General features: G+C 67.0%; 15 protein-coding genes. 10 read left to right on the forward strand and 5 right to left on the reverse strand.

What is annotated here, in order from left to right; genetic code table 11:
* Window position 1: 1 nt before the first annotated feature.
* Window positions 2–916 carry a LysR family transcriptional regulator gene (locus LL06_RS04980; RefSeq protein ID WP_035523061.1) on the reverse strand — a complete coding sequence of 305 codons (915 nt, stop codon included), beginning with the start codon at window positions 914–916 and terminating at the stop codon, window positions 2–4.
* Between the two features lie 105 nt (window positions 917–1,021).
* Between LL06_RS04980 and LL06_RS04985 the strand changes: the two genes are divergently transcribed.
* A complete protein-coding gene (locus LL06_RS04985) occupies window positions 1,022–1,216 on the forward strand; it encodes a hypothetical protein (RefSeq protein ID WP_035523063.1) in 195 nt (64 codons plus the stop codon).
* Window positions 1,217–1,296: 80 nt separating this feature from the next.
* Complete coding sequence (locus tag LL06_RS04990) at window positions 1,297–1,695, forward strand: tautomerase family protein (RefSeq protein WP_035523065.1); 399 nt, start codon at window positions 1,297–1,299, stop codon at window positions 1,693–1,695.
* Between the two features lie 85 nt (window positions 1,696–1,780).
* Here the strand turns inward: LL06_RS04990 and LL06_RS26285 are convergent, their stop codons facing one another.
* Window positions 1,781–2,350 (reverse strand): hypothetical protein, encoded by a 570-nt coding sequence (locus tag LL06_RS26285; RefSeq protein ID WP_052161225.1) that lies wholly within the window; start codon window positions 2,348–2,350, stop codon window positions 1,781–1,783.
* A gap of 388 nt (window positions 2,351–2,738) precedes the next feature.
* Here LL06_RS26285 and pufB point away from each other — a divergent pair, with 388 nt between their 5' ends.
* The 3 genes from pufB (at window position 2,739) to LL06_RS05010 (ending at window position 4,911) form a co-directional block, all read left to right on the forward strand.
* Complete coding sequence (gene pufB, locus LL06_RS05000; RefSeq protein WP_035523071.1) at window positions 2,739–2,894, forward strand: light-harvesting antenna LH1, beta subunit; 156 nt, start codon at window positions 2,739–2,741, stop codon at window positions 2,892–2,894.
* A 12-nt stretch (window positions 2,895–2,906) separates the two neighbouring features.
* Window positions 2,907–3,245 (forward strand): light-harvesting protein, encoded by a 339-nt coding sequence (locus LL06_RS26790; protein WP_081963660.1) that lies wholly within the window; start codon window positions 2,907–2,909, stop codon window positions 3,243–3,245.
* Window positions 3,246–3,501: 256 nt separating this feature from the next.
* Complete coding sequence (locus LL06_RS05010; RefSeq protein WP_035523073.1) at window positions 3,502–4,911, forward strand: PucC family protein; 1,410 nt, start codon at window positions 3,502–3,504, stop codon at window positions 4,909–4,911.
* A gap of 25 nt (window positions 4,912–4,936) precedes the next feature.
* Here the strand turns inward: LL06_RS05010 and LL06_RS05015 are convergent, their stop codons facing one another.
* A complete protein-coding gene (locus LL06_RS05015; RefSeq protein WP_035523076.1) occupies window positions 4,937–5,626 on the reverse strand; it encodes a winged helix-turn-helix domain-containing protein in 690 nt (229 codons plus the stop codon).
* Between the two features lie 74 nt (window positions 5,627–5,700).
* On the opposite strand from LL06_RS05015, the gene LL06_RS05020 reads away from it, so the two are divergent.
* From LL06_RS05020 to LL06_RS05035, 4 genes are all read left to right on the forward strand, one after another.
* Entirely contained in the window at window positions 5,701–6,030 is a 330-nt protein-coding gene (locus LL06_RS05020) for an NIPSNAP family protein (RefSeq protein WP_035523079.1), read from the forward strand.
* Window positions 6,027–6,374 (forward strand): antibiotic biosynthesis monooxygenase, encoded by a 348-nt coding sequence (locus LL06_RS05025; RefSeq protein WP_035523082.1) that lies wholly within the window; start codon window positions 6,027–6,029, stop codon window positions 6,372–6,374. The genes LL06_RS05020 and LL06_RS05025 overlap by 4 nt, the downstream gene beginning before the upstream one ends.
* Window positions 6,371–7,261, forward strand: coding sequence for an EamA family transporter (locus LL06_RS05030; protein WP_035523085.1), 891 nt, complete (start codon window positions 6,371–6,373; stop codon window positions 7,259–7,261). The genes LL06_RS05025 and LL06_RS05030 overlap by 4 nt, the downstream gene beginning before the upstream one ends.
* Window positions 7,262–7,386: 125 nt before the next feature.
* Entirely contained in the window at window positions 7,387–8,550 is a 1,164-nt protein-coding gene (locus LL06_RS05035) for an MFS transporter (RefSeq protein WP_035523089.1), read from the forward strand.
* Between the two features lie 23 nt (window positions 8,551–8,573).
* Here LL06_RS05035 and LL06_RS05040 read toward each other — a convergent pair whose 3' ends face one another.
* Window positions 8,574–9,395: a cobalamin-dependent protein gene (locus LL06_RS05040; RefSeq protein ID WP_161784934.1), complete on the reverse strand. Its 822-nt coding sequence runs from the start codon at window positions 9,393–9,395 to the stop codon at window positions 8,574–8,576.
* 220 nt (window positions 9,396–9,615) lie between these two features.
* The gene (gene dxs / locus LL06_RS05045) at window positions 9,616–11,577 is read right to left on the reverse strand and encodes a 1-deoxy-D-xylulose-5-phosphate synthase (RefSeq protein WP_035523091.1); all 1,962 of its coding nucleotides are present in this window, start codon (window positions 11,575–11,577) and stop codon (window positions 9,616–9,618) included.
* 390 nt (window positions 11,578–11,967) lie between these two features.
* On the opposite strand from dxs, the gene bchI reads away from it, so the two are divergent.
* Entirely contained in the window at window positions 11,968–12,987 is a 1,020-nt protein-coding gene (bchI, locus tag LL06_RS05050) for a magnesium chelatase ATPase subunit I (RefSeq protein WP_035523093.1), read from the forward strand.
* Window positions 12,988–13,066 lie beyond the last annotated feature (79 nt).

The following is a 13,066-nucleotide window of genomic DNA, read 5'->3' on the forward strand; positions in this document are numbered from 1 at the left end:
CTCATTTGTCCGGCTGCCGGCGGGGCGGCGCCTTCTCGACCAGGAAGTCGACAAAGGCCCTGACCCGCGGCAGGTGCTGGCGGCCGGGCGGCATCAGCGCGGTGATCGGCACGGGTTCGGAGATGTGGCACTCCTCCAGGAGCGGCACCAGCCTTCCGTCGGCGATGGCGTCCTCGATGACGAAGCTCGCTAGCCGGACGATGCCGAGGCCCGCCAGTGCCATTTCCGCCAGGATGTCGGCATTGTCGCAGGACACCGCCGGCCGGACCTGGACCTGCGTCACCTTGCCGTCGACCAGGAGCGGCCATTCCGACAGCCGGGCGAGGCCGGCGATCTGCAGGCAGGTGTGGCCGGCAAGGTCGGAGGCCTGTGTCGGCGCGCCGTGGCGGGCGAGATAGGCGGGGCTCGCCGCGATCACCCGCCGGGCCTCGCCCAGCCGCCGCGCCACCAGGCTCGAATCGGCGAGCGGCCCGGTCCGGACCGCCACGTCCACCTGGTCGCCGATCACGTCGATCCGCCGGTCGGCGACCGAGACCATCAGCTCGATTTCGGGATAGCGCTCCCTGAACTCGGGCAGCACCGGCGCCAGACGGTGCTTGGCGTAGGCGGTTCCCGTGTTGACCCTGATCAGGCCGCGCGGCTTGCCCCGCGCCGCCATCACCTCGGCCTCCGTCGCCTCGATGGCGGCGAGGATCTCGCGGCCGCGGGAGAGCAGCGTCTCGCCTTCCGCCGTCAGCATCAGCCGCCGGGTCGTGCGCTGCAGCAGCTTCACCCCCAGCCGGTCCTCGAGCCGCGTCACCGCCTTGGAGACGCCCGACGGGGTGAGCCCGGTTTCCTCCGCCGCGGCCGCGAAGCCGCCGCGCTCCACAACGCGCACGAAGATGGCAATCTCGTCGGAGGCGGCGGTCTTATTCATGACTGGAATTCCGGAGTGTAGGCGAGGATCGATCAATTATCTTCTGCCGTAACTCTAATACACCTTTCTCCAACGGCAAAGGCACCGGTGTGAAAGGAGACCCTCATGACCAGATCGCGCAGCCAGGCCTCGCCCGCCGCGGGCCATCCGATGGAAGAGGTCCCCGATTTTCCGCTCTACCGCGCCCGCGCGCATTCTCAGCGGCAGATGGCGATCAACGCGGCGGTCCGCGCTATGTGGCGACGGGTGCGCCATCCCGGCGCCGTCACCGAGCGCGACGCGCGCCTGCTCGCGGGGTGAGCACGTCGAACGTCTTCCAGCCATCCATCCACCTTCACCGGCTCCTGTCCGGAGCGCCAATTTCAAGCAGGGAAAACCCCATGCCACTGGTTACCTTCCATGTTCCACGTTCGCTCGCGCCAGAGCGCGTCTCCGGGCTGTGCGACGCCGTGCACGAGGCGCTGGTGGACATCGCCCGTGTTCCGGCCGATGACCGGTTTCAGATCCTGTGCCGTCACGATCCGGCGGACCTGCGCATCGATCGCACCTTTCTCGGCGTCAACCGCGGTCCGGAAGCGGTGATCGTGGAAATCACCTTCCGGATGGGCCGGACCGAAAGCCAGAAGCGGGCGCTGTTCAGCCGGATCGCCAGTTCGGCCTTCGCCAAGGCAAGCCTGCGGCCGAACGACGTGATGATCGTCCTGACCGAGAACACCTCGCTGGACTGGAGCTTCGGCGGCGGCATCGCCCAATATGCCCAGGCGCCGGCTCCCGTCTAAGCCGGGGGATGCTGGGGCCCAAAACGATTTCGGCCCCGATCGGAGCTGCCGATCGGGGCCGAAAGTCTGTCCGGGAGGTGGGCCGTCAGGCTTCCCGCTTGCTCAAAAGCGGAAGGCCCAGCGTCGAGGAGAACGGCGTGGTGCGCTCCCTGATCAGCCCGGCCGAGGGACCCGATTTGACCAGGCCCGACCAGGGGCCGGTGTCGCGGCTGGTGATCGCGGGCAGGAACTTCCTGCCCGACAGGATCATCGCGTCGCGCGGCAGCAGCGACGTGGCGCGCTGCCGGTAGACCTTCGGCGGAAGCGCGGCTTCGGCCGGCACATGCACCTCGTCGCGCACGCCGAGATCGATCGGGTCGAAACTGTCGAGCACGCCCTCGGCGACGAACGACGTGCCGATCGGCGCCCGCACCACGACCAGCGCATTGCCTTCGAGGATCCTGGGCGCGTAGACGGCGGCGGATCTGGGGATGACGCCGGCCTTGGACAGCGCCGCATGGATGGCGGCGAGCGACTCGACCGCAAGCTCGGTCTCGATCGCCGGCCCGGCAATCACATCATAGTGCTTGTCGCGGAACTGCTTCGCCGCCAGGGCGTTCGCCGCGGCGCTGGCGCGCTCAGGCGTTTCATAAAGTCGCGTAATCAGCGTTGTCATGATGTCTCCGTGCGTTTGAGCCCTGTCTGGATGGCAAAATCATAGGGCGAACGGGGGGTTGATTCAAGCCAATTATGTCACGCAAACATAACAATCATGGATGTCAAGTCAATTTGACGCAGTCAATTCACAGCGAACTTTTGCCCTCCTGCGCGACCAAATAATTGAAAGAATTTGGCGAATCTGGCGGGGCGGGGAGACTGCGACGACATGGCAAAGCGTCAATAAGAGTTGACACTTGAAACCGTAAAAAGATTGTGACAACTTAGCTGTTGGCAAAGTCCGGGGACGAGTGCGCGCAAGCGTGGGCGTTGAGTGGATTGGCCAGTCTGGACCCGTTGCGGATCCCGCGCGGGCCTTAATACTACCGCCTGAAGGAGATGGCGCAATGAATTATGATCCTGACAAAGTATGGCCATCAGGCCTGACCATCGGGGAGGCGGAAGAGCTTCACCGGCATATCATCGACGGCACGCGTGTATTCGGGTTTATCGCCATCGTGGCGCATATTCTCGCCTATGTTTACACGCCCTGGTTCGGGTGAGGGGAGAGCGCTATGAACAACGCAAAACTCTGGCTCGTGGTCAAGCCGACCGTCGGCGTGCCGCTGTTTCTTACGGCCGTTGCGGTGAGTTCCTTCGCCACCCACGTTGCGGTGATGAAGTACTCCAAATGGTTGCCGGAATTCTATGCCGGCGCCGTGATCGAAAAACAGGCTGATGTCGCTATGGCCGGCCCTGGCTCCAATGCGGTTGTCGTCTTCGACAGCGGCTTGAGCCTGGCCTCCGGCGGAGCGCAGCAGGGCGTCGTGGTTCTGCCTGACGGCCGCACCGCACGCGTGGTTTTCGAAGATCAGACTCCGATCGACGGCACCAAGACAGCATCGCTTGAATAGGGCTTTGCTTGCGGTTGGTGTCATCGCATTCACCGCGAATGAAGGCCGGGATCCCCCAGGGTCCCGACCTTCGTGCCGTTTCCCGCAGGGCCGTGCGTCAGCCCCCGCGCGTTTGCGCAGGTGTGACGCGGCGTAGCAGCCGGTCGGCTGCCGGCCCGGGCCTGCCCGGAATCCACCCGGTCTCGCCGCTGCGCCTGACCCCTTGGGGCGGCTGGCGCGGCGACCATGACGACGATGAGAGAGCGTGGGGCGTCACATGAATCGCTTCAGTCGAAAAGCCATGCAGAGCTGGGCGAGCCTCGGGCCGCGGTTCCTGCCTTTCGCCGACGTGGCGACCGACGACCTGCCGCTGAGCCGCCTGCTCAGGCTGTCGCTGTTCCAGGTGTCGGTCGGCATGGCGCTGGTCCTGCTGGTGGGCACGCTCAACCGGGTCATGATCGTCGAACTCACGGTGCCCGCGTCGCTGGTGGGGGTGATGATCGCGCTGCCGATCGTCTTCGCGCCGTTTCGTGCCCTGATCGGCTTCAGGTCCGATGTCCATAGTTCGGCGCTCGGCTGGCGGCGCGTGCCGTTCATCTGGCGCGGCACCATGCTTCAGTTCGGCGGCCTGGCGATCATGCCGTTTGCGCTGCTGGTGCTGGGCGGCCAGGGCCATGCAAATTCCGCTCCGGTCTGGATCGGCTATCTCGGCGCCGCCACCGCGTTTCTCCTTGTCGGCGCCGGGCTGCACATGGTGCAGACGGTCGGCCTGGCGCTCGCCACCGATCTCGCCCCCGTCGAGGATCAGCCCAAGGTGGTCGGCCTCATGTATGTCATGCTGCTCGCCGGCATGATTTTCAGCGCCCTGGTGTTCGGCCTGGCGCTCGAGAATTTCAGTCCCGGCCGGCTGGTCCAGGTCATCCAGGCCTCCGCAGTGGCGACCGTTGTGCTCAACGTGCTGGCGCTGTGGAAGATGGAGGCGCGGCACAGCCGGCCCGGAGCTGTCCGGGGCGAGGCGAGGGCGGAAACGCCCGAATTCGCCGCATCCTGGGAGAAGCTCATCAACGGCGGCCAGGCCAAGCGGCGGCTGATGGTCGTCGGGCTCGGCACGCTCGGATTCGGCATGGCCGATGTGCTGCTCGAGCCCTATGGCGGGCAGGTTCTCGCGCTCAGCGTGGCCGACACCACCAAGCTTACTGCAATCCTGGCCTTTGGCAGCCTGCTGGGCTTTGCCTGGGCGTCCCGCGTGCTCGGTCGCGGCTTCGACCCGCTGATGATGGCGGGCTACGGCGCGCTGGTCGGCGTGCCCGGCTTTCTCGCCATCTGCCTTGCCGCGCCGCTGGGCTGGCCGTTCCTGTTCGTCGGCGGAACCGCGCTGATCGGCTTCGGCGCCGGCCTGTTCGGCCACGGCACGCTGACGGCGACGATGCAGCTTGCGCCGCGCGAGCAGATCGGCCTGGCGCTCGGCACCTGGGGCGCGGTCCAGGCCACCACCGCGGGCGTCGGCATCGCCTTCGGCAGCATGATGCGCGACATCATCCTGGCGCTGCCGATCGGCTCCTGGTTCGGCGCCGCGACCCCCTATATTTCCGTCTATGCGCTGGAGATCCTGTTCCTGCTCGCGGCTCTCGCCGTCATCGCGCCCCTGCTGCGCGGCCGCGCCACGCCGGGCCTGAGCGCCTCGTAGCTTCGCCGGGCCGGGACGAATCAGGTCAACCGGGCGGCGACGCGAACTCCGCCAGCAGGTTCCGCTCGCCCGCCGGCTTGAAGGTCACCACGCGCGATCCCGGCTCGCGCACCGCCCATCCCAGCTCCTCGAACCGGGTCAGGAGGCCTTGCCCGAGCGACCCGCCCAGATGCGTGCGCCGCGCGCTCCAGTCCAGGCAGGACCGGCACAGCGGCCGCCTCTGGCCCTCGAGCGCGGCGACGTCGATGCCGAAGCCGGTCATGCGGTCGCGGCCGGCCGTGGTCAGCGCCGGCTCGCCGTCCTCTTCCCGCAAGGACCCGGACGCCACAAGCCCGTCATAGAGCGCCACGCCCAGCTCTCCGGCGAGATGGTTGTAGCAGACCCGCGCCTTGCGCAGCGCCGGATCCTTCGGACCGGTGCGCGTGCGCGTCAGCCCCCGCCGCGCGGCGAGCCCCATCATGGTCTCGAGCAGCGCGCCGACCTCGTCGTCGGCGAGCGCGAAATAGCGGTGCCGGCCCTGCTTGCGCTGGACCAGCAGGCAGGCCCCTTCGAGCTTCTTGAGATGGGAACTCGCCGTCTGCACGGTGACGCCGGCCTCCGTCGCCAGCTCGCTCGCCGTCAGCGCCCCGCCCGCCATCAGCGCGGTGAGCATGTTGGCGCGCGCCGGATCACCGATCAACGCGCCCAGCAGGGCTATGTCCGGACCTTCTTTCATACTTCGATGGTAATCGAAGCATAATCCCTCGTCAATATGCGACAACCCGCGGATCGGAAACCCGGGAAATTGCCATGATCACCTGTTTCATCCGCTATCACATCGATCCATCCAAGAAGGCCCAGTTCGACCGCTACGCCCGCACCTGGGGCCAGGCGATCCCCCGCTGCGGCGCCGACCTGATCGGCTATTTCAGCCCGCATGAAGGCTCCTCGACCCTCGCCTACGGCGTCTATTCGGTGGAGAATCTCGCCGCATACGAGGCCTACCGGCAGCGCCTGTCGGAGGATCCGCTCGGCCGCGAGAACTACGAGTTCGCCCAACGCGAAAAGTTCCTGCTGCGCGAGGACCGGACCTTCCTCAAGCTCTCCTCCGGCCCCCACGCCGCGCTGGTCAAGCCATGATCGCGGTCATCTTCGAGGTCGAGCCGGCCGAGGGCCGCCGCGATGAGTATCTCACTATTGCCGCCTCGATGCGCGGCCTGCTCGAGGAGATCGACGGCTTCATCTCGGTCGAGCGGTTCGAAAGCCTCACCACCCCGGGCAAGCTCCTGTCCCTGTCGTTCTTCCGCGACGAGGACGCGGTCAAACGCTGGCGCACGCTGGCCGCCCACCGCAAGGCCCAGGCGCGGGGCAGGGCGGGCGTGTTCTCGGACTACCGGCTGCGGGTCGCCCATGTGCTGCGCGACTACGGCCTCGATGACCGGACCCATGCCCCCGAGGACAGCCGGCAGGCCCACCGGTCATGACATCGGCTCCTATCCGCAAGACGCGGGAGTTCGCGCTGCTCGGCGTGCTGGCGCTGCTCTGGGGCTCGTCCTATCTCTTCATCAAGATTGCGGTGGCCGAGATCCCGCCGATAAGCCTCATCGCCCTGCGGGTGTCGGTCGCCGCGATCTTGCTGGTGGCGCTGGTCGCCTGGCGGGGACGGCGGTTTCCGCGCAGGCTCTCTGACTGGCGCATGTTCATGCTGCAGGCCTGGTTCAACAGCATCGCCGCGTGGACGGTGCTGGCCTGGGGGCAGCGACATGTCGACAGCGGCCTGGCGAGCGTGCTGAATTCGACGTCGCCGATCTTCGTCTTCCTGTTCACCGCGCTCGTCACCCGCCACGAGCCGGCGCCGCCGCGGAAGCTCCTCGGCGCCTGCCTCGGCCTCGGCGGCGTGGTGCTGATCGTCGGCCCCTCGGCGCTCCAAGGGCTCGGCTCCGACCTTGCCGGGCAGATCGCGGTGCTGTCGGGGGCGCTGCTCTATGCCTGCGCCGCCATCTACGGCCGGCGGTTTTCCCACCTTCCGGCGGAGGTCACCGCGGCGGGCACGATGATCTGCGCCTCCGCCGTGCTGGTTCCCGCGAGCCTGCTCGTCGACCGGCCCTGGCAGCTCAGCCCCTCGCTTGCGGCGCTTGCCGCGGCGCTGGCGCTGGCGGTGCTCTGCACAGCGCTCGCCCTGGTCCTCTATTTCAGGCTGGTGCGAACCCTTGGCTCCATGGGCGTGGCGTCGCAGGCCTATCTGCGCGCCGGCGTCGGCGTGGCGCTCGGGGTGCTGCTTCTGGGCGAATCGATCGCCCTGTCCACCGGCCTAGGCCTCGTGGCCGCGCTTCTGGGGGTTGTGCTGATCAACACCCGGGCCGGACCGTAGAAGAGCCCCGATCAAAACTGAGCGGGCCTGGAGAGTTTCGATGGTGCAATCGAGGATGTTCAACTAAAGCTGAATCCCCTTCCGGAATCAGTCCCCGGTTGCTTCTGTTTCAAGGTCCTCCTTCGATGGCAAAGCCGGAATTCGCGGCGACGCGGTATTATTTCGTGACCTTCTGGGCCTCTGCGGTCACGGTGACGTATCTGCCGATCTGGCTCAACGAACAGGGCGTCAGCGACGCGCAGATCGGGCTGATCAACACCATGCCGATGGCGGGGATCCTGTTGTTCAGCGTGCTCGTCGGCCGCCTGGCCGACCGCGCGCCCGACTGGAAGCAGGCGATCATGGTCGGCACCGGCCTCAGCGCGGCGTTCTCGCTGTTTCTGGGCTTTGCCGAAGGCTTCTGGATGATCCTGTTCTTCTGGTCGATGATCAACCTGCCCGCGGGCCTGATCGGACCGGTCGCCGACGCCGCGACCATGCGGCTGTCCATGCGGCTCGGGTTCTCGTTCGGCACGACGCGCGCCTGGGGCACGCTCGGCTATCTCGCCATGTGCTTCATCACCGGCTACGTGGTGCTCTGGTTCGGCGCCCCGTCCTTCGTCTGGCTGATCGCGGCGGCCTGCGCGGCGCGTTTCCTGGTGGCGGCGGGGCTGCCGCGCCTGCGCGACGCGGATCGCCCGCGCACGGTGTCCGACGGACGGCTGCTGTCGCGCGAGGTCATCGCCGCCTTCGAGCCCTGGGTGCTGCTGCCGGTCATCGCCGGCGCCATCCTGTTCGCCAACCACATGGTCATGAATGCGTTTTCCTCGCTGGTGTGGAAGCAGCAGGGCCTCTCCGAACCGGTGATCGGCGGCCTGATTGCGCTTGGCGCGGCGGCGGAAGCGGCCACCATGTTCGCCTGGAGGCGAATCAATACCCGCTTTCCGGCCCGGGTTCTCATCCTCATCGCCGCGCTGGCCTCGATCCTGCGCTGGGTGGGCATGACGCTGTCGCCGCCGCTTGCCGTGATCGTGCTGATGCAGCTCGGCCAGGCCGTGACCTTCACCTTCTCCTATCTCGGATGCCTCTATTTCATCGCCAAGCGGACAAGCGAAGACATCTCGGCGGAGGCGCAGAGCCTCTATGGCGTCATGATGCAGGGATTTTCGATCCTGGTCGTCGCGGGCTTCGGCGTGGCCTTCGGCATTTTCGGCGTCAACGCCTTCTGGATCTGCGTGACGCTGTCGGCGCTGGCGCTGGTGATGGTGCAGCTCTCGCTGAGGATGCGCCGGCCGGATGCCACCGACTGACGACCGGCGTCTGAAAGCGGGATCTATTCGTCGCGCTTGACCAGGGCATTGGCCATCTGGATGGCCTGGCGGACATCGAGCGCGAGAATGTCGGCGCCCGCGGCCTTGAGCTCGACCTGCCGGGCGCTGAGCGAGGCGCCGCCGATCAGGATCGCCGTGGACGGATCCGGGCAGGCTGCGCGGATCCTGCGGATGATGGCGCCGATCTCCTCGGTGGTGGTCCCCACGGTGACCGAAATGCCGATCACATTGTAGCCGCCGTCGCGCGCCATGGCGTAGGCCCGGTTGCCGACCTGCAGGCTGGGTCCGCCATCCACCGACCAGCCTTCCTCATGGAACACCGAGGCGATCACGCTCAGGCCCAGCGTGTGGTCGTTGCTGGGCATCCGCATCAACAGCAGCCGCGGCCGCTGTTCGTCGCAGAAGGTCGGTCCGTCGCCCTCGGACAGGCTGGTCAGCAGCAATTGCAGCCGCGAGGACGCGGCGGTGACGCTGGAGAAGCTCTGCTGGTCCTCGCACCACATCCGCCCGAGTTCCTCGGCGACGGGGACGATCAGCGTCTCGCAGATCACCAGCAGCGGCACCCTTTCGCTGCGCAGCCGCTCGAGCGCCGCGCGGAAATGCTTGGGGTCCTTCTCGAGGAGCGCGCTGAGCAACTGGCGGAAATGGATCGTCCCCTGGGCGTTGCCGCCCTGCTGGCCATTGGCCGCGCCGTCGGAATGGAAGTGATGCCGGATCGCCTTCTCAAGCTTGCCACGATCGATCGTTTCCATTTGCGGGTGCGACACCATATCTCGGGAGAACAGGGTGGAGCTCGACACCGGTCCCAATTGGCCGTTGCTCATGAACCGTCTGTCCGCGATGTACTGACCGTGCGCGCGTCCTTCTTCGTTCCCCGACATTGCTTACCCCCACTGTGCGGATCGGATCCACACGGAAAAGGGTATGATGCTTTTTGCAAGGAAACGAGGGGGTGTGCGGCCATACTGCACCGCGGTTATTGCCGAAACAGAAAAGGAGCGTCACGGATACATGTTAAAATCACTTTAATTCTACGGACGTATATCAACATATATATGTGACGGAAGCAAGCCTGATCGGTTGCTCATTGCCGCGGGACGCTCTTTTTTCGAGGCTTGAGAGCGCCGCGTCGGCCAGATGCGGGGCCGTCAGGCCCGATCTTTCATACATCAGGGACGGGCTCGCATGCGGCTCGTAGCGGTCCGGCAGGGTCAGCGTGCGAACCGCCACGGAGCCGTCCAGATGCCCGCTTTCGGCCAGGTGCCTGAGCACGGCGGCGCCGAAGCCGCCGCTGGAGCCTTCCTCCACGGTGATCAGCACGTCATGGCTGCGCGCCAGGTCCTCAACCAGCCCGGTGTCGAGCGGCTTGGCGAAGCGCGCGTCGGCCACCGTCGTCGACAGGCCGCGCGCCGACAGCAGGTCCGCGGCGGCCAGGCATTCGCCGAGCCGGGCGCCGAAGGACAGGAAGGCGATGTCGCGCCCCTGGCGGATCACGCGGCCCTTGCCGATCTCGAGCGGCACGCCGCGGTCGGGCAGCGCCACGCCGGTGCCTTCGCCGCGCGGATAGCGGAAGGCGATCGGCCCCGACTCATGAACGGCGGCGGTGGCCACCATATGCACGAGTTCGGCTTCGTCGGCCGCGGCCATGACCGTGAAGCCGGGCAGGTTGGACAGGAACGCCACATCGAAGGCGCCGGCATGGGTCGGCCCGTCCGCGCCCACCAGCCCGGCGCGGTCGATGGCGAAGCGCACCGGCAGGCCCTGCAGCGCCACGTCATGGACGATCTGGTCATAGGCGCGCTGCAGGAAGGTCGAATAGATCGCGCAGAACGGCTTCATGCCCGCCGCCGCCAGCCCCGCGGCAAAGGTGACGGCATGCTGCTCGGCGATGCCGACGTCGAACATCCGCTCGGGATGCGCCCTGGCGAAGATGTCGAGCCCGGTGCCCGAGGCCATCGCCGCGGTGATGGCGACGATGCTCCCGTCGCGCGCCGCCTCGTCGGTCAGCGCATCGGCGAACACCCTGGTGAAGGCCGGCGCGCCGGGCTTGGACTTGGACAGGGTTCCGGTCTTGGCGTCGAAGCTGCCGACGCCGTGATACTTGTCGGCGCTGTTCTCGGCCGGGGCGTAGCCCGCGCCCTTGCGGGTGATGGCGTGGATCAGCACCGGCCCGTCGGCATGGCTCTTGAGCGTGCGCAGGATTGTGAGCAGTTGCGGCAGATTGTGTCCGTCGACGGGGCCCACATAGGAGAAGCCCATGTGCTCGAACAGGCTGGAATTGCCGGTCAGCGCGCCTACGGCCTGGCGCGCCCGTGCGGCGCCGGTCTTGAACGGCTCGGGCAGCCGCGCGGCGGCCTTCTTCAGCACCACGTCCATGCCGACCATCGGCGCCCGCGCGCACAGCGCCGAAAGATGCTTGGCAAAGGCGCCGACCGAGGGCGAGATCGACATTTCATTGTCGTTGAGAATGACGAACATGCGCTGGCCCAGCGCCCCGGCATTGTTCATCGCCTCATAGGCCATGCCCGCCGACATCGCGCCGTCGCCGATCACCGCCACCACGTCGCCGTCGCCATAGCCCAGCGCGCGCGCGGCGGCAAAGCCGAGACCGGCCGAAATCGAGGTCGAGGAATGCGCCGCGCCGAACGGATCATAGGGGCTTTCGGACCGCTTGGTGAAGCCCGACAGGCCGCCGTCCTGCCGCAGGCCGGCCATGGCCTCGCGCCGGCCGGTGAGAATCTTGTGGGCATAGGCCTGATGGCCGACATCCCAGATCAGCTTGTCGCGGGGCGTATCGAACACGGCATGGATGGCCACCGTCAGCTCGATCACCCCGAGGGTGGAGCCCAGATGTCCGCCGGTGGCAGCGACCTTGGCGATGGTGTCGCGCCGGAGTTCCTCCGCAAGCCTGCCGAGATCGGCGTCCGACAGGCGGCGCAGCCCCTCGGGCGTCTCGATCCCGTCGAGCAGCGGCGTCGCGTTTTCCGGTTTCGAAACAATCCCCATTGCCTGACTCCATGTTCGCCCGGCGTCCCGCCGGGGGGTTCGGGTTTCGGTTCTCACGGCGACCCTTGCCGATATATTCGGAGCAATGGGGAAAAATGTAAACATAAATTTACACAGGAATTGTCAATAAATATGGACACACCGCCAGGGAAGCGCCGGGATTGCCGCCTGAAACGCGCATCTTGGCGGTTCCGGGACGGTGTCGCGACCTGCATCGCTTCTGCGGATGGAGCGATTAAGCCGATTGCAAATGATGCCAGAGTGTATATTTTGATTGACGTAATATGTACAAAAATATGGACACATTGGTCGAAGACCAGGGTCCGATGCGCTTGGCGCCCGGCGATCGACGAGCCGGGCCGACACGCAGATCATGAGAGGTCACCGCCGATGGCTAAGCCCTATCCCTTCAGCGCAATTGTCGGCCAGGATGAAATGAAGGAGGCGCTGCTGATGGCCGCCGTCGAGCCCGCCCTCGGCGGGGTCCTGGTCTTCGGCGACCGCGGCACCGGAAAATCCACCGCCGTGCGCGCGCTCGCCGAGCTGGTGCCCGAACTCCTGGGCACCCGCGGCTGCCGCTACAATTGCGATCCCGCCCACCCCGCCGAGCCCTGTCCGGTCTGCGCCACCGCGCCGAAGTCGGAGCGGATCAAGCGCCGGGCGCCGATGGTCGACCTGCCGCTGGGCGCCACCGAGGACCGGGTCTGCGGCGCGCTCGACATCGAGAAGGCGCTGGTCTCCGGCGAGCGCGCCTTCGAGCCCGGGCTCCTCGCCAAGGCCCATCGCGGCTTCCTCTATGTCGACGAGGTCAATCTGCTCGAGGATCATCTCGTCGACCTGCTGCTCGACGTGGCGGCTTCGGGGGTCAATGTCGTCGAGCGCGAGGGGTTGAGCGTGCGCCACCCGGCGCGATTCGTTCTGGTCGGCAGCGGCAACCCGGAGGAGGGCGAGTTGCGCCCGCAACTGCTCGACCGGTTCGGCCTGTCGGTCGACGTCGCCTCTCCGCGCGACATTGCGTCGCGGATCGAGGTGCTCAAGCGCCGCGACGCCTATGAGCACGACCCCGACGCCTTCCATGCGACCTGGGCCAGGGAAGAGCATCGCCTGGCCGCGCGCATCGTCGCCGGGCGCAAGACTGTCCACCAGGTGGTGCTGTCGGAAAGGCTGATGACGATGATGGCGCATCTGTGCATGCAGCTCGGCGTCGACGGCCTGCGCGGGGAACTCACGCTGATGCGCGCCGCCCGCGCCAAGGCGGCCCTGTCCAGGCGCATGGAGGTCACGGTCGAGGATGTGCTGGCCGTGGCGCCGATGGCGCTCCGCCACCGGTTGCGCCGCGACCCGCTCGACGAGGCCGGATCGAAGAGCCGCGTTGACCGCGCCATCAGCGAAGTTGCGGGTCATGCCTGATCCTGGCGCAGATTCCGACATGACTGCCGGCGCGGCCGATCCCGTCCACCCGCGCTGGGCCGATGCGCTGCTTGCGGCG

The organism is Hoeflea sp. BAL378 (assembly GCF_000759435.1).
Lineage (GTDB): Bacteria > Pseudomonadota > Alphaproteobacteria > Rhizobiales > Rhizobiaceae > Hoeflea.

What these genes read in the sequence shown, in the direction of transcription:
- LL06_RS04980 (WP_035523061.1), bottom strand. Translation starts at nt 916, where the DNA reads ATGAATAAGACCGCCGCCTCCGACGAGATTGCCATCTTCGTGCGCGTT.
- pufB (WP_035523071.1), top strand. Translation starts at nt 2,739, where the DNA reads ATGAATTATGATCCTGACAAAGTATGGCCATCAGGCCTGACCATCGGG.
- LL06_RS26285 (WP_052161225.1), bottom strand. Translation starts at nt 2,350, where the DNA reads ATGACAACGCTGATTACGCGACTTTATGAAACGCCTGAGCGCGCCAGC.
- LL06_RS05030 (WP_035523085.1), top strand. Translation starts at nt 6,371, where the DNA reads ATGACATCGGCTCCTATCCGCAAGACGCGGGAGTTCGCGCTGCTCGGC.
- LL06_RS05035 (WP_035523089.1), top strand. Translation starts at nt 7,387, where the DNA reads ATGGCAAAGCCGGAATTCGCGGCGACGCGGTATTATTTCGTGACCTTC.
- LL06_RS05025 (WP_035523082.1), top strand. Translation starts at nt 6,027, where the DNA reads ATGATCGCGGTCATCTTCGAGGTCGAGCCGGCCGAGGGCCGCCGCGAT.
- LL06_RS05040 (WP_161784934.1), bottom strand. Translation starts at nt 9,395, where the DNA reads ATGAGCAACGGCCAATTGGGACCGGTGTCGAGCTCCACCCTGTTCTCC.
- LL06_RS04990 (WP_035523065.1), top strand. Translation starts at nt 1,297, where the DNA reads ATGCCACTGGTTACCTTCCATGTTCCACGTTCGCTCGCGCCAGAGCGC.
- LL06_RS05015 (WP_035523076.1), bottom strand. Translation starts at nt 5,626, where the DNA reads ATGAAAGAAGGTCCGGACATAGCCCTGCTGGGCGCGTTGATCGGTGAT.
- LL06_RS05010 (WP_035523073.1), top strand. Translation starts at nt 3,502, where the DNA reads ATGAATCGCTTCAGTCGAAAAGCCATGCAGAGCTGGGCGAGCCTCGGG.
- LL06_RS26790 (WP_081963660.1), top strand. Translation starts at nt 2,907, where the DNA reads ATGAACAACGCAAAACTCTGGCTCGTGGTCAAGCCGACCGTCGGCGTG.
- LL06_RS04985 (WP_035523063.1), top strand. Translation starts at nt 1,022, where the DNA reads ATGACCAGATCGCGCAGCCAGGCCTCGCCCGCCGCGGGCCATCCGATG.
- dxs (WP_035523091.1), bottom strand. Translation starts at nt 11,577, where the DNA reads ATGGGGATTGTTTCGAAACCGGAAAACGCGACGCCGCTGCTCGACGGG.
- LL06_RS05020 (WP_035523079.1), top strand. Translation starts at nt 5,701, where the DNA reads ATGATCACCTGTTTCATCCGCTATCACATCGATCCATCCAAGAAGGCC.
- bchI (WP_035523093.1), top strand. Translation starts at nt 11,968, where the DNA reads ATGGCTAAGCCCTATCCCTTCAGCGCAATTGTCGGCCAGGATGAAATG.